Annotated in this window: 21 protein-coding genes, 1 tRNA gene and 1 pseudogene; 8 read left to right on the top strand and 15 right to left on the bottom strand. The window is 36.2% G+C overall.

From position 1 onward, the window contains the following. Nucleotides 1–58 precede the first annotated feature (58 nt). From pgsA to STA7437_RS00110, 4 genes are all read right to left on the bottom strand, one after another. On the bottom strand, nt 59–607 hold the full coding sequence (gene pgsA / locus STA7437_RS00125; RefSeq protein ID WP_015191325.1) for a CDP-diacylglycerol--glycerol-3-phosphate 3-phosphatidyltransferase: 549 nt from the start codon (nt 605–607) through the stop codon (nt 59–61). A gap of 176 nt (nt 608–783) precedes the next feature. After that, nucleotides 784–1,059 (bottom strand): MoaD/ThiS family protein, encoded by a 276-nt coding sequence (locus STA7437_RS00120; protein ID WP_015191324.1) that lies wholly within the window; start codon nt 1,057–1,059, stop codon nt 784–786. A gap of 48 nt (nt 1,060–1,107) precedes the next feature. After that, entirely contained in the window at nt 1,108–2,412 is a 1,305-nt protein-coding gene (gene thrC, locus STA7437_RS00115) for a threonine synthase (protein WP_015191323.1), read from the bottom strand. Between the two features lie 383 nt (nt 2,413–2,795). Then, a complete protein-coding gene (locus STA7437_RS00110) occupies nt 2,796–3,515 on the bottom strand; it encodes an LmeA family phospholipid-binding protein (RefSeq protein WP_015191322.1) in 720 nt (239 codons plus the stop codon). Between the two features lie 172 nt (nt 3,516–3,687). On the opposite strand from STA7437_RS00110, the gene STA7437_RS00105 reads away from it, so the two are divergent. Together STA7437_RS00105 and STA7437_RS00100 are read left to right on the top strand one after the other, a co-directional pair. After that, nucleotides 3,688–4,479, top strand: coding sequence for a pseudouridine synthase (locus tag STA7437_RS00105; protein ID WP_015191321.1), 792 nt, complete (start codon nt 3,688–3,690; stop codon nt 4,477–4,479). Further along, nucleotides 4,476–5,276 (top strand): helix-turn-helix domain-containing protein, encoded by an 801-nt coding sequence (locus STA7437_RS00100; RefSeq protein ID WP_015191320.1) that lies wholly within the window; start codon nt 4,476–4,478, stop codon nt 5,274–5,276. The genes STA7437_RS00105 and STA7437_RS00100 overlap by 4 nt, the downstream gene beginning before the upstream one ends. Here STA7437_RS00100 and STA7437_RS00095 read toward each other — a convergent pair. After that, nucleotides 5,273–6,082 (bottom strand): creatininase family protein, encoded by an 810-nt coding sequence (locus STA7437_RS00095; protein WP_015191319.1) that lies wholly within the window; start codon nt 6,080–6,082, stop codon nt 5,273–5,275. The genes STA7437_RS00100 and STA7437_RS00095 overlap by 4 nt on opposite strands. A gap of 771 nt (nt 6,083–6,853) precedes the next feature. On the opposite strand from STA7437_RS00095, the gene STA7437_RS00085 reads away from it, so the two are divergent. After that, entirely contained in the window at nt 6,854–7,369 is a 516-nt protein-coding gene (locus tag STA7437_RS00085) for a DUF2996 domain-containing protein (protein ID WP_041619045.1), read from the top strand. A gap of 94 nt (nt 7,370–7,463) precedes the next feature. After that, nucleotides 7,464–7,823: pseudogene (locus tag STA7437_RS27590) on the top strand (hypothetical protein); the annotation flags it as partial. A 307-nt stretch (nt 7,824–8,130) separates the two neighbouring features. Here the strand turns inward: STA7437_RS27590 and STA7437_RS00080 are convergent. The 5 genes from STA7437_RS00080 to STA7437_RS00060 form a co-directional block, all read right to left on the bottom strand. Then, nucleotides 8,131–8,466, bottom strand: a complete 336-nt coding sequence (locus STA7437_RS00080; RefSeq protein WP_015191316.1) for a DUF5615 family PIN-like protein — start codon at nt 8,464–8,466, stop codon at nt 8,131–8,133. Beyond that, a complete protein-coding gene (locus tag STA7437_RS00075) occupies nt 8,450–8,776 on the bottom strand; it encodes a DUF433 domain-containing protein (protein WP_015191315.1) in 327 nt (108 codons plus the stop codon). Before STA7437_RS00075 ends, STA7437_RS00080 begins: the two co-directional genes overlap by 17 nt. Before the next feature lie 165 nt (nt 8,777–8,941). Beyond that, entirely contained in the window at nt 8,942–9,406 is a 465-nt protein-coding gene (locus STA7437_RS00070; protein ID WP_071882320.1) for a DNA polymerase III subunit, read from the bottom strand. 283 nt (nt 9,407–9,689) lie between these two features. Next, a tRNA-Ser gene (locus STA7437_RS00065) sits at nt 9,690–9,777 on the bottom strand. 56 nt (nt 9,778–9,833) lie between these two features. Continuing rightward, nucleotides 9,834–12,110, bottom strand: coding sequence for a ComEC/Rec2 family competence protein (locus STA7437_RS00060; RefSeq protein ID WP_015191314.1), 2,277 nt, complete (start codon nt 12,108–12,110; stop codon nt 9,834–9,836). Nucleotides 12,111–12,631: 521 nt separating this feature from the next. On the opposite strand from STA7437_RS00060, the gene cax reads away from it, so the two are divergent. Next, entirely contained in the window at nt 12,632–13,738 is a 1,107-nt protein-coding gene (cax, locus tag STA7437_RS00055; RefSeq protein ID WP_015191313.1) for a calcium/proton exchanger, read from the top strand. Between the two features lie 132 nt (nt 13,739–13,870). Next, on the top strand, nt 13,871–14,578 hold the full coding sequence (locus STA7437_RS00050) for a response regulator transcription factor (RefSeq protein ID WP_015191312.1): 708 nt from the start codon (nt 13,871–13,873) through the stop codon (nt 14,576–14,578). A 531-nt stretch (nt 14,579–15,109) separates the two neighbouring features. On the opposite strand, the gene STA7437_RS00045 is transcribed toward STA7437_RS00050, so the two are convergent. Further along, nucleotides 15,110–15,805 carry a PHP domain-containing protein gene (locus STA7437_RS00045; protein WP_015191310.1) on the bottom strand — a complete coding sequence of 232 codons (696 nt, stop codon included), beginning with the start codon at nt 15,803–15,805 and terminating at the stop codon, nt 15,110–15,112. 154 nt (nt 15,806–15,959) lie between these two features. On the opposite strand from STA7437_RS00045, the gene STA7437_RS00040 reads away from it, so the two are divergent. Continuing rightward, nucleotides 15,960–16,694 (top strand): ABC transporter ATP-binding protein, encoded by a 735-nt coding sequence (locus STA7437_RS00040; RefSeq protein ID WP_015191309.1) that lies wholly within the window; start codon nt 15,960–15,962, stop codon nt 16,692–16,694. A gap of 1 nt (nt 16,695) precedes the next feature. On the opposite strand, the gene STA7437_RS00035 is transcribed toward STA7437_RS00040, so the two are convergent. From STA7437_RS00035 to STA7437_RS00020, 3 genes are all read right to left on the bottom strand, one after another. Then, nucleotides 16,696–17,481 carry a response regulator transcription factor gene (locus tag STA7437_RS00035; RefSeq protein WP_015191308.1) on the bottom strand — a complete coding sequence of 262 codons (786 nt, stop codon included), beginning with the start codon at nt 17,479–17,481 and terminating at the stop codon, nt 16,696–16,698. A gap of 288 nt (nt 17,482–17,769) precedes the next feature. Continuing rightward, on the bottom strand, nt 17,770–22,011 hold the full coding sequence (locus STA7437_RS24535) for a Calx-beta domain-containing protein (RefSeq protein WP_015191306.1): 4,242 nt from the start codon (nt 22,009–22,011) through the stop codon (nt 17,770–17,772). Between the two features lie 46 nt (nt 22,012–22,057). Next, the gene (locus STA7437_RS00020; RefSeq protein WP_041619040.1) at nt 22,058–23,101 is read right to left on the bottom strand and encodes a hypothetical protein; all 1,044 of its coding nucleotides are present in this window, start codon (nt 23,099–23,101) and stop codon (nt 22,058–22,060) included. 448 nt (nt 23,102–23,549) lie between these two features. Between STA7437_RS00020 and STA7437_RS00015 the strand changes: the two genes are divergently transcribed. After that, on the top strand, nt 23,550–23,810 hold the full coding sequence (locus STA7437_RS00015; protein WP_015191304.1) for a hypothetical protein: 261 nt from the start codon (nt 23,550–23,552) through the stop codon (nt 23,808–23,810). 314 nt (nt 23,811–24,124) lie between these two features. On the opposite strand, the gene dnaA is transcribed toward STA7437_RS00015, so the two are convergent. Continuing rightward, nucleotides 24,125–25,495, bottom strand: coding sequence for a chromosomal replication initiator protein DnaA (gene dnaA, locus STA7437_RS00010; protein ID WP_015191303.1), 1,371 nt, complete (start codon nt 25,493–25,495; stop codon nt 24,125–24,127). Between the last annotated feature and the right edge of the window lie 31 nt (nt 25,496–25,526).

Here is a 25,526-nt window from a genome sequence, read left to right as displayed (position 1 = left end):
GTTCACATCAAATCGGTTTAATTAGTAGTAAAAAACTTTTTACTTTGATCCTTCGCGCTCACTCAGGACGCTGCGCGCTTTTTACTTGTTCTGGTGGTGGCAAAATATAAATTACGCCAGAAATCAAAGTCAAACTTACACATAACCAAAAAGCAGTCAAGGAAAGAATTCGCCAAGTTTCAGACCAAGGTGAAATTAACAATGCGATCGCAATTATTTGACTGACAGTTTTTAACTTTCCCCAAAGGTTGGCTCCTTGAATAGTGCTGCTACCTGTTAAGTTGGGATTAATCCGCCATCCTGCGATCGCTAATTCTCTAGCTAAGATTAAACAGACTCCCCAAGCTGGTATTTGTTGTAGCTCAATTAAAGCCAACATTGTCCCTAAAACCAGCAATTTATCGACTAAGGGATCGAGAAACTTGCCTAATTCTGTAACTAAATCTAATTTACGGGCCAGATAACCATCTACCCAATCCGTTCCTGCTGCTACTAAAAAAATCAACATTGCATAAAGCCGTTGCTCTGAAGAAGGGTCTTGCAACAAATAGAGCAGCACAGGTAATCCCAGTAAACGGGATAAAGTAATCCAAGTAGGAAGATTCAAATTATAGGTATAAAATAAAAGCCTATTTTTTTTATATGCTAGCTAGCGTTATTTATCAAACCTAAGATAACGAATTATTACAAAACTTTTTGTATTGGAAAGAACAATCAACCAAAAAAAGGCGGGTTATTAACCCACCTTGCTGTTACGGAATTATTAAACTTAAGAAAAATAATTTAGCCTCCAGCTACTGCAGGAACAATACTTACTTCATCTCCATCCGCTAAAGTGGTATTAGTTCCTTCTAAGAAACGAATATCTTCGCTATTAACATAAAGGTTTAAAAAGCGTCGAGGTTGACCAGTTTCATCACAAATACGAGCTTTGATTCCTGGACAGTTATTTTCTAGCGCATCGATCAGTTCGCTAATACTGCTACCACCACATTCAAGAGTTGCTTGATTGTTAGTGAATTTTTGTAAGGGAGTGGGAATTAATACTTTTACAGCCATAGTTAACTACAAAACAAATCAGAAAAAAGAAAATAGAGAAATTTAAAATTAAACACTAACTTGTTGCCATTCGAGGCGTTCGAGAGTACGAGAACGTTCTAGCGCACGCTCGAAGCTATCTAGTTTAGGTTCGATTAGTAAAGGTTCGCCAATATAACCTTGGACTGCTTCTTGAGTCTTGAGTCCATTACCAGTAATATAAACTACTGTAGTTTCTTCAGGGTCGATTTTACCTGCTTCTACTAATTTTTTGAGGACTGCAATAGTAGTACCGCCAGCAGTTTCAGTAAAGATGCCTTCGGTTTCAGCTAACAGTTTGATTCCTTCAATAATTTCAGCATCATTAACTGATTCAATATTACCGTTGGTTTTGCGAGCAACTTCTAAAGCATAGATACCATCAGCAGGGTTACCAATTGCAATTGATTTAGCAATAGTATTAGGTCTTACTGGTGCAACAAAATCTCTTGCTTCTTTAAAAGCTTGAGCAATCGGAGAACAACCTTCTGCTTGTGCGCCACTGAAACGAACTGGTTTATCTTCAACCAATCCAACTTTAACGAACTCTTGGAAACCTTTATAAATTTTAGTATACAAAGAACCAGAAGCTAAAGGTGCAACAATATGATCTGGTAACTTCCAACCTAATTGTTCGGCAACTTCAAAACCAAGGGTTTTAGAACCTTCTGAATAGTAAGGACGAAGATTGATATTAACAAATCCCCAACCATAAGTGTTACCAACTTCTGAGCAAAGACGGTTTACTTGATCGTAGTTACCTTTGACTGCCATTACTGTAGGGTTGTATATCAGTGTACCCAAAACCTTGCCAGCTTCCAAATCAGCAGGAATGAAAACGCAGCAGTCTAAACCAGCATGAGCAGCGATCGCAGCAGTGGAATTTGCTAGATTACCAGTACTAGCACAAGAAACGGTGGTAAAACCTAATTCTTTAGCACGAGTGAGCGCAACTGAGACTACCCTATCTTTAAAACTCAGGGTAGGCATATTGACGGCATCATTTTTAATGTAGAGATTTTTTAGACCCAGGCGACGAGCTAAACGATTGGACTTAACTAAAGGAGTCATTCCCGTGCCGACATCAATGGGGTTTTCGCTAGCTACGGGTAAAAAAGCTTTATAACGCCAAATTGAGTTTGGACCAGCTTGAATGGTTTCGCGGCTGACTTGACGACGAATTGCATCATAGTCGTAAGCAACTTCTAAAGGAGAAAAGGTTTCTTCACAAACATTTAAAGCTTCTAGTGGATATTCAACCCCACCTTCTTTGGAAACTAACTTGGTGAAGGTGGGTGTAAAACATGAAGGTTTAGTATCGATCGCCTGAGTCATGACTAAATATTCCTAATTTAATTAATTCCGTCAACAGTGGCTTCGATAGTATCACAGGTAAAAATACGAGTCAAACATACCCGACTATTTTTGTCGGGATTAATTTTTCCCCTAAAAAATAAACTGCTTTATTCGCAGATTAAGTACATTCTTAAAATTGCCATTAATCCCACAAGTACGTGATTGATGATTCAACCAGGTGAGGTGAATTAATTGAAGTTGGTAGTTTTTAAGTACTACAATCGTCTTAATTTATGTCATAAAAAAATTGAACTCAACAGCGATCGCACAAAAGGCTAAAAAGTATTTTATTATTGACGTAGTATTGGGACATATCCCACACTCACGTTGGCAATTATTTTTAAATCTAAATCAACAGAGTACTAAGGCATAACTGTTAAACTACCTACACAAGTCAAACTTTCCCAGACAAGCTCTAAATGTTCAATGACTACTTCTTCCCCTAAATCAATCTCCAGAGACTGAGATTGAATTACTTGTAGTTCTGGTAATCCTGCAACTACAAAAGGCGACAATAATAAAGTATGACAATTAGCTAATTGCAAACTAGTAGATATACTTAGAGGATTGACTTTTCCGTGGCGATCGCTACGCGCCTCGGCTTTGCCGAGATCGCAAACACATCCCTCAATCATTATTTTTTGGTCTAATAAAGCGATATTCTGCCAGCTAATTTGATAATCATCTAGATTGACAGAGGAAGGAGCGATTTCTTGAGACTTCAATAAATTAATCAATACATCTCTCAAACCATCTAAAAGCAAACTGGATGTTAAAGAAGCATTTAAATCAGTTGCTGATAATAATACTTTGCCGGTGACTGGAATTGGTTCAAGTAATTTTAATGGTTTCCCTTTGAGGATTTCGGCTAAATTGATTTTTATATTTACTGCTTGTAGCTGAACTTGACGTAAATGGAGTCCTTGATAAACTGCACTATTACTATAAAACAAAACTTTAGGAATATAGCCCTGCAAAATTTGCCGATTATTACCAATAATTTCTAGTTTTAACTCTTCTATTCGTTCTACTTGGGATCTCAGCCATAAACTTACTGCTGTGGAAAGTACTTTACTAATCATTAAATATCTAAATCACTCTGTAGTAAAACTTATAATTTCCTGACATTCTTTTGCTTAGACTGTTAAGTTTATCGGATTTTTGGGAAATATATTAAGTAGATTCCCCAAAATCAGAGATAAGTGTCTTTTTGTAATATTTATATTTACGCGCTTAGTAGGAGAATCCTTAACCATGACAGAACGAGTCCAGAAAATATTATCTCAATGGGGAATTGCTTCTCGTCGTCAAGCAGAGAAAATGATTTTAGCTGGACGAGTTAGTCTTAACGGTAAAGTAGTCAAACTGGGGGACAAAGTAAATTTAAAAGTAGATCGATTAGAAGTAGATGGTCGCAAAATTAAACCTGTTAATCGTCCTGACTTAGTTTACCTATTGTTAAATAAACCTGCTGGAGTTGTTTCAACTTGTAATGACCCGCAAAATAGAACTACCGTTCTCGATCTACTACCTGCTACACTAAAAGAAGGACAGGGAATATACCCAGTTGGAAGACTCGATCTTAACTCCTCTGGTGCTTTACTGTTAACTAATGATGGCGATTTAACTCTTACCCTCACACATCCACGTTATCACCTGCCAAAAACTTACTTAGTTTGGATTGATGGACATCCTACTGACGCCGAATTAAATCTTTGGCGCAGAGGTATCTATCTATCTGGCAGGAAGACTTTGCCTGCTCAAGTTAGAGTAGTCAAGCAAAACGCCGAAAACACCTTGCTCGAGATTATTCTCACTGAAGGTCGCAATCGTCAAATACGCAGAATTGCAGAGCAATTAGGATATCAAGTGCTTAAACTGCATCGAACAGCTATTGGAGAGATCAGCTTACAGCTTCCTAAACAACCTATGCTATTGCCAGGTAATTATCGATATCTGCAAAAAAAAGAAGTTGCCTTTCTCAAAAAAACAATTGATTCCAACTCTAACAATTTAGCTGCACTAAAGCAGGAGCGCAGTTCATGAAGCAAGATAACACAAATATTCAGATAGAGCAACAAAAAAAGCTAAAAAAAATTGGAGCCGAATTACAAGCAATTCGACTCGAACGAGGAGTATCTTTGGAAACAATTTCATCTCAAACTCTAATCTCAATTCGTATATTAAAAGCGATTGAGTCTGGCGATGTTCAAGAATTACCAGAACCTATTTATATTCAAGCTTTGGTTAAAAAATTTGCTGCCACGATTCATGCTGAAATAGATCTTGATCTAACGACGATTCCGACTTCGCCAAAGCGTGGAGTGTTTGCTCCTCCTAAGTCCGTTGTCAAGCGTAAATCCTTCTGGGGAAGGTCTTTGTTTCCTTTTCAGTTACGTTCGACGCATTTATATTTACTCTACATTGCGGTCATAGGAGCATCTTTAGGTATTATTACTGGATTAGTTGAACGTCCTACTATTGTTCAAAATACTCAAGTAAAAGAACTTATTCCGAATAGTTCTTCTGTCGCGATTGAAAATACTAACCAAAATAATCAATCTCTATCTATTTCTAAAGTAGTTTCTGAGTCAGACAAATCGGTCGTAGTAGATATTACATTAAAAGATCGCTGCTGGTTAAAAGTAATGGTAGATGGCGAAATCGATTTTGAAGGTATTTTACCCAAAGGAACTCATCGTACTTGGGTAGGTAACGAACAAATCACTCTTCGGGCAGGTAATGCAGGGGGAGTAGTGGTTACTTTTAATGACGGACAGAAAAAAATCTTAGGACAGCCTGGGCAAGTACAAGAAGTAACTTATAAAAATAGGGAAATTTAACTTGAGATATTTGGTTGACGAAATGTATAAATATCTTGAATTACTTTAACCCAACCCTGAGCAACCGAAGCCAAAATGCGATCGCCTTTGGCTTGACTCGCTACTGTCGCATCTCCCATCACACCACTTTTCGTTAATTCTTTAGTTAACCAAGCAAAAGGTAATTTTCCTTCCATGCTTAATAAACTTGTTTCTGGTAGTTCGGCAGGGTATTCTTTAACTGCTCGTTCCATTTTTACTTGTTCTGGCAGTAAAGATAGCATGATACTGGTTTCGGCATCTCCAGCATGAATACCATACTCTAACTCTTGTGGAGTTAATAATTCTGCTGCCAGGTGGGGTACTCGCCAAGTAAATAAGGGAAATATTGCAAAATCTGGGTATTTTTGATGAATATCTCTAGCTGCGATTTCCATAATTTGTGGTTGTCCACCGTGAGAATTCATTAACACAAGTTTCCTAAATCCAGAACGATAGATACTTTCTGCCATTTCCCAAATCACAGCTAACAAAGTTTCTGCACTCAGAGTAATAGTGCCAGGAAAATCCCAATGTTCGTTAGATTTCCCATAATAAAGACAAGGTAAAGCGTAAGCGGGAATACTTAGATCTAGTTGGTGAAGAGCTTTACCTAATACTCCCATACTAATTGCAGCATCGACAATAATTGGTAGATGAGGACCATGTTGTTCAACCGCACCGATTGGTTGAATAATTACCACGTTTTCTCGCTCGGGCATCTCTGCAATTTCTGTCCAGGTGAGATAGGGAAAATAGCGTTCTGGAGGGATAAAACTGTGAAGCATTGGAAACTATTTAAGTAAAACTGTCTATGCTCAAAATAACAAAGCTGCTGCTGCTTTAGCTAGAAAAAGTTGTTAAAGAAAAGACTATTAGTTTTTAGTTTCTTCCAGATTAAATTTCCCTAAAAGTTAATTAACTATTTCTTTATATTTTTATTAAAAAGTTATTGATTTCTTTAAAAAAAGTCTAAGTTTTTCTATGTACAATTACTGAAAATAAACTTATTTAAAAAAATAGCAAACAACATTTTGCTTTATTAAAGCTTGTATGCAGAAAAAACAACCCAAGACAATAGTTTTTTTTACTGTTTTCAATAGTATTTTTATCCAATTTCTTTTAGGTATATTCGGTATATTTATTTGGTTGAAATTTTCTACATATTGTCCTAACGATTACTTAAAATTTTTATTAATAGCAATTGGCTATGGAGGCTATTTTTATCTAACAACTCCTTTTTTATTACATTGTTTAACGTACGCTAGTACTGGTAAACTAACTCAATTTAAGTTACTGCTGGTCATTGTTGTAGTTGGAATATACAGTTATATCATTTGGGATTCATATTTCTTTTTCAAGGAGACAATCCAATCATTAATGTCAGGCATCAGGCTAGAGGAATTTTGATAAAATAACCTAGTACTTAGCGATCCGCATCACATATTAAACCATTAGGTTGCGGAGTTGATCAGCCTCTGATTAAACAACAGAGACTACTGTAATCATTGGTCAAATTTATACTTGGTGCGATCGCGCTTATGATAAGGTTAAGAAATATGGCAGAGGAAACTAATCAACCAGAGGCATCTCAACCTTCAGCAGAAGAACAAAAACCTTCACCTGCTTCTCAAGAAGCAAAACTCAAATCAGAAAAACCTGCTGCTGGAGCAGGGGCTGCAAAACCTAAAAAAGAAAAACCACCCGCAGTTGAAGATAAACCTTTTACTGAGTTTATTGAACAACATTTTAACCCTACTCTCAAACAAGCTTTAACGGCACAAGGGATTGATGATGTAGAGTTAAACCTTAGCAAGCAAAGCTTACCTATAGCAACTGCCAATGAGCAATGTTGGCAAGTCAGTGGTAACTGGCAAAATGGACAACGGCAATTTAAAATTTATTTTCTTGATGAAGATATTTCGGGACCAAAAGCTTTTTCTTATGCTACGAGTGGAGGCAAACCTAGTACCCTGGAATCTTTTATGATTGACGAGCGGAAGATTACTCTAGATTTAATGGTGTTGTATACGTTGCAACGTTTAAATGGACAAAAGTGGTTGAGTAGAAATTAAATTGAGAAATAAGGGCGTAGATTTACCACGTCCTCCTCATTAGATTTTTTGGGAGGAAAAATAGGATTCATTTTATAGTAAAGTCCGCTCTTCTGGTAAAAACCCTGAAAAACTGATGGAAAAGCTGAAAAAAATTTATCTTCAGATAATGAACAAGATTAAGTTTAAACTTTCGACGGTTTAGGCGAAAGCTCAAAAGGAAAAGGAAGGAAAAACAGGCTTTGTCCCAGTAAAAGCTAGGTGGGTCATAGAAAGAACCAATTCCTGGATGGAAAGATGCAAAAGTTTAGTCAAGAATTTTGAGCGCGCTTCCCGAAGGGCGACAGAATGTCGGATACGCGGAGGAAACCTCCGCTTGTATAATTGCGCTGTTGAGAGAACTCTTGAGAATGCTACCACCAAGATTAACCTTTGTTTTGTCAGACTGATGCTCAAAAGATTAGCTAACGCTTAAAAAGAACCCAAATGGGTTCTATAAGTTATAATTTGTTAGCTAAACCTTGTTGATTGACTACCACCCTCAATCAACCTGTCATTTGGGATCGAAGATTATTTTTAGAATTGATAGTACGACTGGCTAGAGCAGTATGTTCTTTGAAGGTTTGAATATTGAGGATAGCTTTCATGGCGATCGTTTTAAGTTAAATCGCTCATCACAGAGCCTTACGGCTCTCTAAGCAAAAACAAAACCTTCAAATCATTATGTTCTCAATTTCTTATTAACAGCGATCGCATCGAGCGCGAGTCTGTTCTTGTCTTAATTAAATAAACTCTACTTTGTTTTTTATTTCCTCTGATTCTACCCATTCCCAAATTAAAGTCAAAGTATTAATAATTTCACCAATGGAGCGACTTCTTTGACGACAATAAGCAATCCCTGCGTGAGTAATTCCTGCATGATGCAGTCGCAGAAAATCATCATCCTGAGTAAAAATAACTCTACCTTTCCTCAAAGCAAATTCGAGTTGTTCTTCGTCCGATGCACCCATTAAACCCACCTCGTTCGTTGTCGTGACATCAATTCTCCGTCGCCTTAACCCCAATGCAATGGCATTACTCACATTTTCATCCAGGTGGAACTTAATCCTTTGTGACATTTCGTTCCCTTAATTTTTGTTGGAGTAGGGAAGGAGTTTTTTTGGCTAACTCTTGAGCAAATTCCTCGCTTTCTTGAATGTTTTGTCTGATTTCTTCTAAATGGTCGTAGTAGTAAGCCAAAGCAGCATAGACATCTGCCAAGGTAATACTGGGATAGTGATAAATAATTTCATCAGGAGAAAGTCCCATCATTTCATGCCAGATAACAATATCTTGCACTCTAATTCGATGCCCTGCAATGCGAGGCTTACCTCCACATACTCCAGGGGTAATTTCAATATGTTCTGAAATAACAGATATTTGAGCCATTCTTATTCTCAGAGAGTGAAAACCTTAATTTAGGCTAGTCAAAGTAGCATTAACTAATTGAACATCACCATCTCTATTTTAATTGGTGCTTTAATTTATCGAATCCATAGCGAGAATAAATGAATTTTTCGTCCCTATGGATTAAGATTTAGGATTTTTCAAGAACTAAAACACTTTAAATTCACCCCTGGCAATATCTTTGCGAACCAATTCCCATTCATCAAACCAAACCATTTCTGTAATTTGAATGTTTTCTTCCGCAGCAATACTGGTTAACCTTGTGGTTAGCTTTACAACACTCAATCGATTGAATCGTAAGTGCAGATAACGGCTGATAATAGTATCTAGAAGTTTGTGGGGTTCTGTGGTTGCTAGGATAAACAGAACGTTAGGATTTGGTTCTTCTAGAGTTTTGAGAAAAGCATTTTGTCCGACGCGACTGAGCATTTGAATTTCATCGAGAATGAATACTCGATAGTGTCCACTAACTGATACTAACTTCGATTGGGCGATTAGGTTGCGAATTTTATCGACACCGTTATTACTCGCTGCATCAATCAAAACAATGATTACCAGCGAAATATTCAAGAAAAAGAACGACAGATTGAGTATATACGCGATCGCATACAATTACTGTCATGTTCATCCCCTCGCTTATCAATTGCTATCGATCCAGAATTTAAAGTTCTAATTCTGCCACTGTCTCGAGAAGAGAAAGCTCAACTAGAAGCTAATCTGAGAGAACAGGGTTGTCGCGATGCTTTGGTTGTTTGGAAAGAGCATAACTTACTCATAGACGGTCACAATCGTTGTCTATTAATGATCTAAATTTGAGCTAAAAATCCCTATAAAAATAGTACAACTAATCGAATTATTTAAATAGACACAAAGGGCTTGAAAGCTAGATTAGAAGCGGAGAGAGTGGGATTTGAACCCACGTCGAGGAGTAACCCCGAAGCGGTTTTCGAGACCGCCGCATTCAACCACTCTGCCATCTCTCCATAAAATTGGCATACTTCGTTATTTTACAGAGATTTGTTGACAATTGACTAGTCTTCTAAAGAAAAGTATTTTTTTCTGTTTCAGTTATTAAAGTTGTCTGAAACCCTGATTGAGGTTGCCAACTAATTGCGCCATCTTGACCAGTAATATAAAGTTGAGTGTGTTGAGAGTTTAATTGTTGTCTAGTAGATTCTTCTACTTCATTGGTCGTTATAATCGCAATTTGGGGTTTTAACTCTTTTAAGCACTCAAGTTCAATTTTCTTACCAGAACAAATAATTATTATTTGATTATGAGCGAGATTATTTTCTTGTAAATATTTAATTATAGCTATATTATCTTCAGTTTTAGTTGGATTAATTACTAGCCAAGTCTGCTGTTTAGTTTTCAACTCTAATAGAATGGGTTGGTTGTTTAGAAGTTTAATCCGAAAATTTTTAGTTGTAATATTTTCTGGAGAAGAAATTAATTTAGTCGTTTTTTTAAAAGTTTCTAATGAATTTTTTTCGTTGCTAAGAAAATTATGAATGGTTAATTTGTTATTAATCTCAGTCCAACCATTATGATCAGAGAAACTATTCATAGCGATCGCATAATCAATCTGATTAATTCCTTGAGTAGTTAAAAAAGGTAAAACTGTATATTTTATAGTTTTATGTTCGCCACTATTAACTAAAATTATCTTACCTCGGTCTTGAATTACAATAATTTGTTCTTGGTTAGCTGATAAAACCGTAGCTTTAACTAAATTTAATTGACGATAGCTAATAGGAAATACTAGTAAAATTACAACTATGATTAATCCTAAATACCAATTATTTTGCCACCGTTTGTTAAGCCAAAGTAAAATCAATATTGTATAAATTGCAATTAAAACAATTAAAGGAATTTTGCCAATAGCAATTGTAATACCTGGTAAGTTCACAAAAAAATTAGTAAATTCAATTAAAAAAATAGTAGGATAATAAATTATTTTAGAAAGCAAACTACCAAGCCAAGGAAGAAATAAACCGATCCCTGCACTAATCATTCCTCCTAAACTAATTAATGTCACAAAAGGAGTAGTTAAAATATTTATAATTAGACTATAAACTGCCACTGTATTAAATACATAACTTAATAAAGGTAAAGTCCAAATTGAGGCAGCCAAAGGAATCGCGATCGCTGTAGCCAGAGTTGGTGGTAACCAATTTAGATAACGAGAAAGTTGTGGTGCAGTAACAATTAAACCAAAAGTTGCTAAAAAACTAAGTTGAAATCCTAAATCCCAAATCCAAAGAGGATTAAATAATAAAATTATTATTGCTGCTAATAATAAAGAACCTAAAGGTTTAACTTGACTATTATTTGCCAAAGCAACTAAAACAAAAGTTCCCATTAAAGTTGCTCGAATTACTGAAGGTTGCAATCCAGTTAAACAAATATAAATAAATAAAAAAATTAATCCTATCATTAACTGCGATCGCCCTGAAAGATGATGAGTTATTCTTAAAACTAATCCCAACAATAAAGCGACATGAAATCCAGAAGCAGCCAAAATATGAGCTAATCCAACTTGAATAAAATTATTACCCAACTCTTCAGGTAAATCTACTGCTTTTCTACCCAACGTAATTGAGCTAACCAACTGTCCTACTGGACTTCCTAAACCACGAACTTGAGAACGAACTATTCTTCTTCTAATTTTCCACCAACCCCAAATTGATTCACTTTGATTTTTTTCTTCAATTATCTTCCAGCCTTTTAAACCAGCAAAAGAACCTTGATAATTAAGATATTTTTTAAAATCAAATGCACCAGGATTTTTAGGAGATTGAGGTTTGTATAAAACACCTTGAATTTTGATATTTTTGCCAGGATAAAGACTAGTTGCTTGTAACAAAGGTAAAGTTACATATAACTTACCAGTAACTTCTTGCTTACTATTTTTCTCTATTTCTATTTCAGTTGTTTTTAACCATAACTTAGCTTTTTCATCGCTGGTTAATCTTGGTTCAGTTAAAACTTTTCCTGAAACAATTACTATCTGACTCTTATTTTTATGAAGTTGATTACTAATATCATTAACACTCGGTTGAGGCACTCTAACTTGAAAATAAATTACAGCTACAATAGCAATAATAAAAACCTCTAACCAAAAACTTTTTCTCAAACGAATAGAAGTACAACGGTAAACAATCCAAGCAGATATTAAAGTCAATCCACCTAATCCAATTCCAACTTTAAATAAACTTTCTCCCGCTACCTCTGGATTAGAAAAAGTCAACCAACTTGTAGATAGTAAACCTACTAGATAAGCTAAACAAAAAATTGTCCAACTGTGACGATTCATTTTTCTAAAAATTCAAATAAACCATCCCAGTAAAGCACAAAAAAAATTAAAGCAATCTATTTAAGATTTCCTTTAGATTAGAAGAAAAGCGATTTCGCTCCCAGCGAGGCGCTGCGCGTGCGCGACTGTTTTAGATCATGTCCTGTTGAATAATTATGTTATTGATAGGGAAAGTAGAAGATAAAAAGTAGAGACGTTGCTTCGCACCCTTCGGGAACAGGAAACGTCTGTACAAAAGTAAAAAGAATGCTACACACAATTTCCGCGTCGCCGAGTCTCGTTCTTGCCTCCTCAGCTATTCGTAGCAAACATTTAAGTATTTTAGATTAGAAGCGAATAACTATAGACAGGTTAACAGACTTGATCTTAATCATTGTACGCAATCAGTTAAATTTTCAGATTTTTTTCCATCGAATGTATAACTAAGTATTATTAAATAATTACAACCAGGGCAAGAGAGCAAAATATTACCTAAACGTGCTATTACAGTTACGAATAGGTAAAAGACATGGAACTTCTAAATGCTCAACAAAAACACTATTTTTTTAGTTTTATTGCTGTTTGTACCCGTCTCTCTAGCTGGTCATTTTCTGCACTGGGATGCCACTATTGTCTTTATTACAGCAGGGTTGGCAATAATTCCTCTGGCTGCTTATATGGGTACAGCAACAGAAGAAATCGCTGTTGTAGTTGGACCTAATTTAGGAGGACTACTTAATGCAACTTTTGGCAATGCTACTGAATTAATTCTGGCTTTTATTGCCCTTAAAGAAGGATTAGTTAATGTAGTCAAAGCAACAATTACTGGTTCAATTATTAGTAATTTGCTGTTGGTTATGGGTTTTGCCATGTTGTTGGGAGGTTTGCGTTATAAAGAACAGGAATTTCAACCGACTGCTGCACGTCTCAATGCATCTTCAATGAATTTGGCAGTAATCGCTATTTTATTACCTACCGCAGTTGAGTATACTTCTGCGGGAATTGGTGAAGCCACTCTTCAACATCTTTCTGTGGCTGTTGCGATCGTTTTGATTTTGGTTTATATTTTAACTCTAATCTTTTCCATGAAAACTCACGCCTATCTCTATGATGTTGGTGTAGCTGACTTAGAGATCGAAAGCGATTCTACCGAAGCAGAATCTTCTCACAAACCAAATCTTTGGTTATGGATTGGAATTTTATTAGTGATTACTCTGACTGTCGCTGTAGAATCAGAACTATTAGTAGAATCTTTAGAAGAGGCTACTTCCGCATTAGGTTTGACGGCACTGTTTACAGGGGTAATTGTCTTACCAATTATTGGTAATGCAGCAGAACACGCTACTGCCGTAACTGTAGCGATGAAAAACAAAATGGATTTATCTGTTTCTGTAGCTGTCGGTTCTAGTCTGCAAATTGCTTTATTTGTGGCCCCAGTTTTGGTGATTACAGGATGGTTGATTGGTCAACCGATGGATCTTGATTTTAATCCCTTTGAATTAGTTGCTGTAACTGTGGCTGTTTTAATTGCTAACTCAATCAGTTCCGATGGTAAGTCTAACTGGTTAGAAGGAGGATTGCTACTAGCAACTTACGCTGTTTTAGGACTAGCTTTTTACTTTCATCCAATCGTAGAAGGATTAGGATAGGAATTTTTTCGACGTTTCAGTAAGACTGAAAATATTGGGGAGTATTTCTGAGAATGATATATTCAAAAGATAAATGATTTTTTCATGACAATACTCCTTTTTCTTATTCCTATTACAAGGCAAATAATTTTTATGTCTAATTTACAAAAAATTTTACTAGTAGATGATGAACCTGGGGTTAGAGAATCAGTCCAAGCTTATCTTGAAGATAACGAAGAATGGAAAGTCAGGGTAGCCAGTAATGCTAAAGAAGCTTGGCAATTATTAGAGGCTGATATCCCAGATCTCGTTATTTCTGATATTATGATGCCTCAAGTTAATGGCTATCAGTTTTTACAACAGTTAAGAGAAGATCCTCGTTATCGTCCAATTCCTGTAGTTTTTTTAACTGCTAGAGGAATGACTAGCGATCGCATTCAAGGCTATGAAGCTGGTTGTGATGCTTATTTAGCTAAACCTTTTGATCCTGAAGAATTAGAAGCAATTGTCAGAAATTTATTAATTAGACGACAGGTTGCTGCTGATGCTAATAATGGTAATTCTAATTTAGAAGTTATTGCTCGTAAATTAGAAGAAATTGAAGGAAAATTAGATGAAAAATTGGGTTCGAGTTCTCGTCTTGTCCCGACACCTTCTCCAATTGATATTGAACTGACTCCCAGAGAACAAAGTGTCTTAGATTTAGTCGCTCAAGGTTTAATGAATAAAGAAATTGCCCGCGAACTAGAAACTAGCGTCCGAAACGTAGAAAAATATGTTAGTCGTTTATTTAGTAAGACTGGAACTAATAGTCGTACTGAATTAGTGCGTTTTGCTCTACAACATGGTTTAACAAATTAATTTAATTTATAAATATTTACAAATAACTTGGTCATGGTCATGGGGAATCGCTACAAACCATAACCATAAATAGTTATATATTTTCAAGTATTAATACTCAAACGACCAAATTAATTAAGTTAAATTAATTTTGATTAACAAAAATATCTTTTATTAGATAATTTTCTAATTATTTAGATAACATTACTATTTACAAGTAGATTTTAGATTTTTTTAAAAGCCAATTATCTAAAAATAACTTGATCCCCTCTTGTTTACATCCTGTTTATTTCCAATTTCAGTTTTAATCATCATTAACAAATTAAATTAATCGAGGTAGCCAAAAATGAGAACTTCATATAAAAATCATCTTGGACAATCAATTGCTTTTGCTGTAGTTTTAGCTTTGATGAGCATGGGTGTCATTTTACTAATGACTATCGAAAGCGGTCGATTTTAATTAAAATTATGCTTCATTATTCCTCTGTTGCAGAAAATATCAAGCCACTTAATTAAAAATTAAAATTGAAAAAAATTGAGTGGCTTTTTTCGTTAGAGTCTTCTGCGTAAATCTAAGCCGTGAGTATCAGTTCCGCAGGTAGTTAATAAATTATACTGAGCAGCTAATTGTTTTACCTGTTCAGTTTGTACTGGACTTGGTCGCCAAGGAGTGGGATTATTATAAGCATAATAAGCTTCAACTCCATCAATATTAAAATGAGCAGCTACAGGAATTAATTCTTGGGCAGAACGACGATAACGAGCAGGATGGGCTAAAATTGCCAAACCACCAGCTTGATGGATTGTGCGGATAACGAGATCTACTTGAGCTTTGCTTCCTTGAGGTTTTGTGCCTTGAAGATAGGGTTGAATGGCTAAATGTTGAGGGGCAAAACCATAACCAAGAATGTGTACTTCTACTCCTTGTAAATTGGCTGTAATTTCTACTCCTGTCCAGATTTGAGGTAAATTTGTTTGAGAAGATTGTTGTTTGAGTTGGTTTAACCACTCAGTTGCTAACTGATAACCACGAATTGAATGATGATCAGTTATGGCCAAACCTTTAAGTCCAAATTTAACAGCTTGTTCCATTAAAGCGGATGGTTCTAACTGTCCATCGGAACAAACTGTGTGCAAATGGAAATTGTAAGTTAGGGGACAACTATCGGCATTAATATTTTGCCAAACACGCTTGAGGTTATTGGTGTCTTGGGCTGCTGTTTGATAAAGATTAGAAGTAGCAACCATAAATAAGGACATCCTCAGAAATATTTCTAATTGTTAAAAACACGATAACAAAATTAAACACAAAATGGCTGCGATTTGTATCCGACCCGCATAAAAATCTTAAATAAATCTAAAAAGATTGTTATAATATAGCATTTTCAATCCCGTCAAGAAAATGTTACGGTTAAACGGAGTTAGCTTACAAGCGACCGTAGGTTCTGCCCAGTTGCTAGACAATATTTCAGTTCAAATTAATAATGGCGATCGCATTGCAATTATTGGTCCTTCTGGTGCAGGAAAAAGTTCTTTATTTAGATTAATCAATCGACTGACTAGTCCTAGTGAAGGTTCAATTTACTTTGAACAACAATCAATTACAGAAATCCCTGTGTTGCAACTACGGCAAAGAATAGCTTTAGTTCCTCAAGAATCAAAATTATTAGGAATGACTGTTCAAGATGCGATCGCTTACCCTTTAGTTTTGCAAAAATTATCGACCTCGGAAATTAGTAGTAGAGTAACGACTTGGAGAAGTGCCTTAAAAATTCCCGATCAATGGTTAGAACGCAATGAATTACAACTGTCAGGAGGACAAAAACAATTAGTCGCGATCGCTCGTGCTTTGGTTATGCAGCCTAATTTATTGTTACTTGACGAACCAACCTCAGCTTTGGACTTTGGTACTGCCAATCATCTTTTAGAAATTTTAGAGCAAATAAGTTCGGCTGGTCACACTACAATTATGATAATTAGTCATCAACTAGAATTAATTAAATCTTTTGCTAATCGAATTTTATATTTAGAATCAGGAAAATTGACTGAAGATGTGGTCGCCAATGCAGTCAATTGGCAAAAACTACAAGAAAAATTACTAATAGCTGAAACTCAATCTACTCAAGAGTGGTCATAATTCAATTTAATTGAGTGGAAAGAGTAGAATTATGGTGGTTATTGTTAGTATGATTGTTATTATTAAAAGATTTTATTTCCCAAGACAGAGAAGTTTCTCCTTTGATAATATCGGGATTTAAACGATAACCAACATTACGAACTGTTTGAATTAAGTAAGGTTGACGAGGATTAGGCTCAATTTTTTTACGTAAAGATAAAACGTGAGTGTCAATAGTTCTGGGATTATCAATTGCATCAGGCCAAGCACGCCTTAATAACTCCGAACGACTTAAAGCCATTCCTTCAGCTTGAGCTAAAACATAAAGTAAACTAAATTCTTGGGGTGTAAGCTCGATAAAGTTTTCTTTAACTTGAACTCGACGTTGTACCAAATCAATTTTTAAGTCACTATAGTCTAAATATAAAGGAACAGCATTCACTCTAACCCTTCTAATTAATGCCTCGACGCGAGCTAAAAACTCTTGCATCCCAAAAGGTTTGGTCAAATAATCATCTGCGCCAGCTTTAAGAGCATTAACAATATCTTTTTCACTATTGCGAGCAGATAACATTAGAATTAGAGGTTGTTTCTGCTGATGTAACCAACTACATAGTTCTAACCCATCTCCATCTGGTAAATCAGAATCTAAAACTATTAAAGTAGGTTGATACTGGTCAAACGTATTCCTAGCTTGATAAATATTGGCAGACTGCTTAACAGTGTAACCTGCTTGCTGTAAATGCCAACCTAATAAAGAGCGTAGGTGAGGATTACCCTCGACTATGGAAATATAAACCGAACCCACCTTAGCCTCGTCACAATATATAGGAAAATTATGACTAACAGGCTAACAGAGCTATTGTCAATCTTTTGTAACAGTCGTTACTTACAATTAAGAGTTTCTTAACTTTAAACAATTTATTTTGTTTTCTTTGGGGAAAGCCTGTGGAAAACTCTGGTAAAATTTCCACAACCTGTGGAAATCTAACTTTCTTAGTTTGAAATGTAGAAAAGTTTATCATCTGAACTTGAGTAAAAAAATAACGCCAGAGGTTTACTCCTTGCATTGCGCGTTAAGTAAAAACAATCAAAATCAAATTACCACCAGATCATCATGAGTCAGACTCAAACCAGAACTGAGTGTAGCTAGATTAACTTGTCTATTACTACCAGTACCATCAACATCAAACCACAGTAAACCATTACTAGTATCGTAGCCAAAGCGATCGCTACTAGACAACGCAGTTGAACCAATCACAAACTCGTTACTACCAATTGAACTACCAGCAATTAATCCACCACCAAAACTAGCAGCTACCTCAATCGTATCATCAGCCACTACAAAATCCACAATTGTGTCGCTACGCTCATTAGTAGCTAACAATCGAAAACGATCTGCACCATTGCCACCACTAAGACGATCATTGCCGACTCCACCAATTAACAGATCATCTCCATTATTGCCATTGAGGGTATCATTCCCTGCACCACCAGAAAGAATGTTATCACTAACATTACCAGTCAGATTGTTATTGAAGTTGTTTCCCGTACCATCTATAACAGCATTACTAGTTAAAGTTAAATTTTCTAGATTGTCTCCCAATGTATAAGTAATAGTAGTATGAACTGAATCTGTACCTTCTCCTGAATTCTCGCTGATGGTATCGCCGAGACTATCAACTTGATAAAGATCATTACCCATCCCACCAAGCATACTATCATCACCTAGATCACCATTAAGGCGATCGCTACCACCGTTACCAATTAGTGTATCTAACCCATCTGCACCAGCAAGAAGATTATTGGCGTTATTACCAGTAAGGAGATTATTAAGATTGTTACCTGTAGCGTCAATGAGATTATTACCAGTTAAAGTGAGGTTTTCTAGATGATTGCTTAAAGTGTAGGTTGTAGTGGAATTAACGGTATCTGTTCCTTGATTCAAGGTTTCACTAATCAGATCGAGACTACTATTGACTAGATAAGTGTCGTTACCACGCTCGCCAATCATGGTATCATCACCGATATTACCATTGAGAGTATCGTTGCCATCACCACCAGCAAGAAGATTATTGGCGTTATTACCAGTAATCAGATTATTAAGATTGTTACCTGTAGCATTAATGAGATTAGTACCAGTTAAAATCAGGTTTTCCAGATTTTCTGCTAGAGTCCAACTGATAGAAGTTCGGACAGTATCAGAGCCAGCATTGGTGTCTTCGATGGTAGTGTCGCTGATGTGATCGATGAAATAGTCATCATGTCCGCCTCCTCCAATTAAAGTATCAATGCCAGTAACACCATTGAGGATATCGTTGCCAGTAGCACCAATTAAAGCATCATTTTCACTACCGCCAATCAGAGTATCATTGCCAGCTTCTCCAAATAGATAATCATCGTTTGATTGTCCATTGAGTTTATCGTTACCATTACCACCAACCAAAGTATTTTTAGCTGAATCACCGATTAAAGTGAGATTTGGAGGTTTGTTTTCGATCTGGGCAATTACAGAATACTCTATCTGATGATTAAAAAAAGTCGCTCCAGATATATTCGCTAAATTTAAGGTAAATACTTCGGTAGACTCGTCTACAGTATCTGCCATCACCTCAACTTCAATAGTGGCACTGGTATTCCCAGCAGCAATAGTTACTGTGCCTGATTTAGCTAGATAATCTTCTTCTGCTAAGGCATCTCCATCTACAGTGTTGTAGTCAAACTGTACATCTACTGGTGCGGGTGTGGCAAGGTTAAAGGTAAATTGAGCGGTTGTAGTACCCGAATCACCTTCTGCTACAGTAATGTCATTGCCTTGGAGAATTGGTGTAATTTGGAGAGTTTCGGTACTGATTCTGAAATCGGAATACTGAATAAACTCAACGTTGGTTAAATTATCTGCATTATCGACATTAATTGCTTCACCTGTTCGACGCAAAACACTGGCAGCAAAAAGTTGATCTCCATAGACTACGGTATCAACTCCCTCGCCACCATCAACTCGATCTGCTCCATTACCAGTAATAATAGTATCATTGCCTTCATGAGCAAAAATTTTATCGTTTCCATCACCACCATTGATCTCATTATCATATTTGTTGCCAATAATTTTATCTTTTCCTGCATCTCCATTGGCACCAAGATCAATTCCACCAAGATAAATTACATCGTCACCAGGAGTACCAGCAATAATATTAGTGAGGGGATCGGAGGTTGATTCTTCCAAACCACTAGCAACGGTGAAATCTAGTGTCGCGGGAGCAGTACCATTAGTAAAATAAGCTTTTGCCGTAATCTGATTTTGGGCGTTGAAACTGATATCGAGATTTTCAATATTACCAGTGAAGCTTAATCCTAATGGACTATCGGTTAGTTGATTGGGTTGAATGGTTTGAACCACATTACCGTCATTGAGAAGTTCAATTCTGTCGAGGTAACTAATTAATCCTGATTTACTTAGTGCTGTTTCTAGTTGGGAGGCGTTGTTTAAAATAACAGTGTTGTCGGAATCGACGAAATCTAACTGACTTTGACTTACCGTACCTGGATCGCTGCTATCATAGATGCCAAAGGTTTGCACGTTGGCAACACTTCTGAGATTGATGGCATCTTGATGATAAGGAATGTCATTGGGATCGGCAAAATTGATTTGGGATCTACCATCGGAGGAAAAATAGGCAAGGTTGGTTACGCCTTTTAAGGGTGATTGGGAGAAGAATTGCAGTCCTTTATAAAGAGCGTCGTTGTATTTAGTTCCTTCAATGGCTGGTGCGTTGGTTAATCCTTGAATTTTAGTAATTGCTTGGCTAGCGGTTAAGTTGGCGTGTAGGGTGGCGTTTTTACTGAAGGATATGACGGCGAAGTTACTAACATCGGCAATACCTGTGTTGATGAAGTGATTAGTGAGGCTGATGTAGGCATCTTTAGCTTGTTGTAATTCTGTTGCATCCATAGATGCGGAGGTGTCGATGATCAAGGCGATGTTGTATTGGGTATCTGGGGGGATCGCGGAGAAGGTGACGCTATATTCGGCGTTGCCATCGAGCATGGAGATGGGTAATGTTTGTGAGAGGATACCGAATTTATTGAGGTCGTTGAGATTGGTGCCGGAGAAAATATGCGCTCCTATTAAGGTATCTTTTTCTCCATCTTCTAGGGGTAGGGATGCGATACCATCTTTGAATCGGGCGAATTCAATGTTTTTTAGGGTGTCTGTACCATCGGTTTGAGTGCCTTGATTGTGAGCAAAGGTGATAATTTTTTGATCTTCGGAAATTGAATAATCATAGTTGCTAAAGTTATCAGAGAAAATAGCAATGTCTCTTTCTCCTTTACCGCCATCTATGCGATCGTTTGCACCACCACCTTCTATTTTGTCGTTACCACCATTGCCTAAGATGCGTTCTCTGCGATAAGTACCAACAATTTCATCATTGCCATTAGACAAGAAAGGAGGAAAGTCAACAGGAACTAAAGAAGGATCGCTACCAATAATAGCGTTTTCTGGAAGATCGTTGCCGAGTATAATACCAGAATCATCTTTTGTTTCTTCGATGATTTTATCGTAGATGTCTTTATCAATGAGTACCCCAGAGTTTCTAGGATAAGTTCCTATAGTGTGAACCCCCAAAACGCGGGGTTGATCTCCCTCTAGAGTATGCCAAACAGGACTTCCACTCTGTCCAAACGCAGTATCAATATGATTGCTATACAGCATTCGTCTGCCAATTAGAGCGTGTATATAACCAAACTGATTGAAAGAGCCAGGTGCAAGAACTAAATCTCTTAATTGTTTACCAGTGTTGTTAGGTATATCACTACTAACATTATCATCGGGATATCCTGCTGTTTGAATTGCTTTTCCTTTTGCAGTTCTGGGATCCATAAACGCGATTAAACCGACAGATGGAGCAGGTGAAATTAAGTCATTATTATCAACTCTGAAGAAAGCAATATCATGTTTTTTCGCCTGTTCATCATTGGGTTCAGTTATATAATCAGTAGGAAAAAATAAACCTGTAGATACATTAACGTTAGCACCTGGATCGTTTGGAAAGTCGGGATCGTCAATCTTTCGACTTCCTAAACTATTTTGTTTCCCGCTAGTAGTGACTCTTATTTTTTTTTGATATTCTCCAGAATTTCTATCATAAAGATTATGAGCAGCAGTAAGTACATAATGAGGATTGATAACTACTCCAGTACCATAACCCCTAAAATCTTCACCCTTAATATTAATTGTAGTATCTATTGCTGTAACCGCAGGTAATGGAAATGTAGTAAAATTTGAGTCACTTGGTCGAACAACTTGACGTTCGTCATTACCAATGATAGCCATGTTAATGTTTCTCCTTGTATTTAAGTTGAATCAAAAATTGTTGTTTTCAAGGCAATGGCTCGATACAAACCCGAGAGCCGTTATAGTGAAGAAAGATTAAAAAAACATTTTGTACTTTGGCTCTACTGACATTCTTTCGCCTGATAATTAAATGAGGTGTAGTGTCTTCATCAATACGAAATACTTCCAATATAGGATAAACTACTTCTCCACAACCACGACCAGGACGCATCACGGCTAAGATGTTGCCACTTAAAGATAATTCCCCAAAGCTATTAATCACTGTCGTCGAACCATTATTGAGGTTTGCGATTAGTGTTTTGGGTGATTTTCGGGGAGCATTACTTCGAGGAAAATACCAAGTTATTCCATGAAAACTAACCGCAGCAAATTGTTGAGAAAGTGCTACTGTGCTTCCCATTGCAACATCTCCGACAGCCATCTTTAAAGGTTCGGCTTCTGGTTGAGCTAAGTTGAATAGCCAAGCTCCACCTGTTTCATCATATGAAGATGAATAACCAACTAACAGTAAGTTCTCATGCACAGCAACATTACTACCATAAAAGCTATTAGCACCGTGATGAGTGCCAAAGTGTTCCTCGCCCATATCGGGTAAGACAAATTGCTCGATCTTTCCTTGACGCAGCAGATTAAAGCGAACTAAATTAGATTCTGGTTCTCTTTGCACCAGCAAATCGATAGGTTGGACTTCTGTTTCTGTTTTAAGGTTGATTAAATATCTCCTGTAAGAATATGTGAAAGGTGTATTGGCTGCTTGAGATGGAGATAAATTATCTCTAGGAATATCTGGATTTCTGATTCTGGCAGAAATTGTTAAAATATCTCCATCTAACTCCAAACCATTGCCAAAAGTAGAACCTTCTCTATCAAAAGCTAAATCTACTGGAGGTCGAATTTCTCTAGTTCTACTCCATTGACCAGAATCATCTGAAGTATAGATAATGACTTTGTTTAGACCAGTATGACCTACCGCTAAATATTTTTCGTTAGCAACAAAATCACTACCAAAGCCATAGCGACGACTTTCATCTGGTTCGGGGAAAAAGCAAGTTTTGTTAGGATTAGGCATACTCTTTTTTGCTTGTAATATGACAGATGAAGTTAAGACAATACTTATCATTAAAGGCTACAAACAAACTAAAGTTAATATTATCGAATTACAATTACCAATTAACCAAGCTAAACCAGACCAAATAATTTATTAATTGCCCAAAATTTAGCTTGAAAAAATAATTAGATTACTCGAACAATAGTTGATAAGAAATAGAATTTGATTTAAATCACTGACAAAAATAAATTAAACTATCAACCTGTATCTTTGATAACACTAGGGGGGGGGTGGAATGTCAATAGTTATTCTTGGCGTTTAAATAAAGTTAATTATTGTGGTATTAGTTAATTTTAGTAGTTAGATAGTTTCAATAAATATTTGTAGTTTATAGTTAAGTAATTACCCAGAAAATCAAAGAAAAATACTTGTAATTACTGATTTATTAGGGTAAAATACCGAGAGAAATATGCTGGAAATAATTAACAATTTAGTAGAGCTAACTGAATCAAAAACTTTTTTAATACAAATATTAATAATTTTAACCGTAGGCATTCCTCATAGTGCGGTTGCTAGCTCCTTAAAAGGATACTGCATCTCAAAAGTCAAACCAACACAATCTCAACTAGAAGTTCAAGATAATTTAGAAAACAAAGCTATAAAAGCATCACCACAGCCAATCACTATCTCTAAAGATAGTGAAAAATTTATTATTGAAGATGGCGTGTGATCGACAAAAAAACCCAATCATACACAACTTATTATCTAAAATACGCTTCACCTAACGCGCAATGTGAAGCAACGCTCAACCCTGAGCGACCAATATTATTAGATGGAGATACAATAATCGGCGGTAAAAAATCAAATATTAAATAGTTGTAATTACTGATTTTTTAAGTAAATTTTCGCTAGAAATATCTTGGAAATAATTAACAATTTAATTTGATAATGATCTGAATTAAAATAAGTTATAGTGGGCAAATCATTAAACTTGTCTGTCTTCGCTCTTTACCTACTCTACCGAAAACTTGTGTTTGAAGGAAATTATCGATATTGATTTTTACTGACAAAGTTAATGCGATCGCTTAATTGAGCTAGAGTTTGATTTAGTTCTCGGTCTTGTTCTTGTTGTTTAGCAATTTTTTCACAACTATACATTACTGTAGTGTGGTCTTTGCCACCAAATTCTTCACCGATTCTAGGTAGACTGAGATCGGTATGTTGTCGCATCAAATACATACCAATTTGTCGAGCATAACTAATTTCTCGTCGACGGGAATTACTTTTAAGATCTTCTATAGAGATTTGAAAAACTTCAGAGATTACTTGAAGAATTACTTCAGGTGCAGCAGCTACTCTTTCAACTGCAGGATTCAAAACTGTAGCGATGTTTTCTACTGTCATCGATAAACCAGCAATCGAAATATAAGTCACCGCTCTAATTAAAGCTCCTTCTAATTCTCTAATGTTAGAAGTATAACGACTAGCAATATATTCAATTACTGTTCTAGGAAGACGAACATTTTCATATTCAGCTTTCTTTTGTAAAATTGCCATTCGTGTTTCTAAATCAGGTACTTGGACATCAGCAATTAAACCCATCGAAAAACGGGAGCTTAAACGAGCTTGTAAACGAGGAATTTGAGTCGGAGGGCGATCGCTTGCTAAAATGACTTGTTTTCCAGCTTCATGAAGAGTATTAAAAGTATGAAAAAATTCTTCTTGAGTGTATTCTTTACCTTCAATAAATTGAATATCGTCTACTAAAAGAATATCGGCTGTGCGATAATGTTCTCGAAAACTCTGCATACTATCATTGCGAATTGCAGCGATTAAATCATTAGTAAATTGTTCAGTTGAAACATAAAACACTTTGGCATCAGGATTAATTTCAAGATGATAATGTCCAATCGCTTGCATCAGATGAGTTTTACCCAAACCAACACCACCACAAAGAAATAAGGGATTAAAATCTCGTCCAGGAGATTCAGCTACCGCTAAAGATGCAGCGTGTGCCATACGATTTGTCGGACCAACAACAAAACGATAAAAAGTATATTTAGGATTTAATTGAGTTAGTTTCAGATGATGACTATAGCTTTGTTGTTGATAGTTGGTAAAAGCTTCAAAAGTTTCCTGATCTGCTCCAAAGGCAAGATTATCTCCTTGTGCCACAGTTAAATGAATTTCGACTGGATAACCCAAAATACCCTCAACTGTATCACTGAGAATTTTGATGTAGTGTTTTTGTAAATGGTTGAGGACAAAAGGATTAGGAGTGCAAATCGTTAAACAATTATCTTTCAAATCTTCGGCAGTAGCAGTTTTAATCCAAGTTTCAAAAGTAGGACGATTTAATTGTTGTCCCAAACGATCTAAAACCAAATTCCAAAGTTGATGAGAAGATAATGTCACGTTTCTACGACTTAGTTAATGATTGAAGAAT

Source organism: Stanieria cyanosphaera PCC 7437, assembly GCF_000317575.1.
In the GTDB taxonomy this organism is placed as follows: Bacteria; Cyanobacteriota; Cyanobacteriia; order Cyanobacteriales; family Xenococcaceae; genus Stanieria; species Stanieria cyanosphaera.
This window is presented reverse-complemented; position numbering and strand designations above follow the sequence as displayed.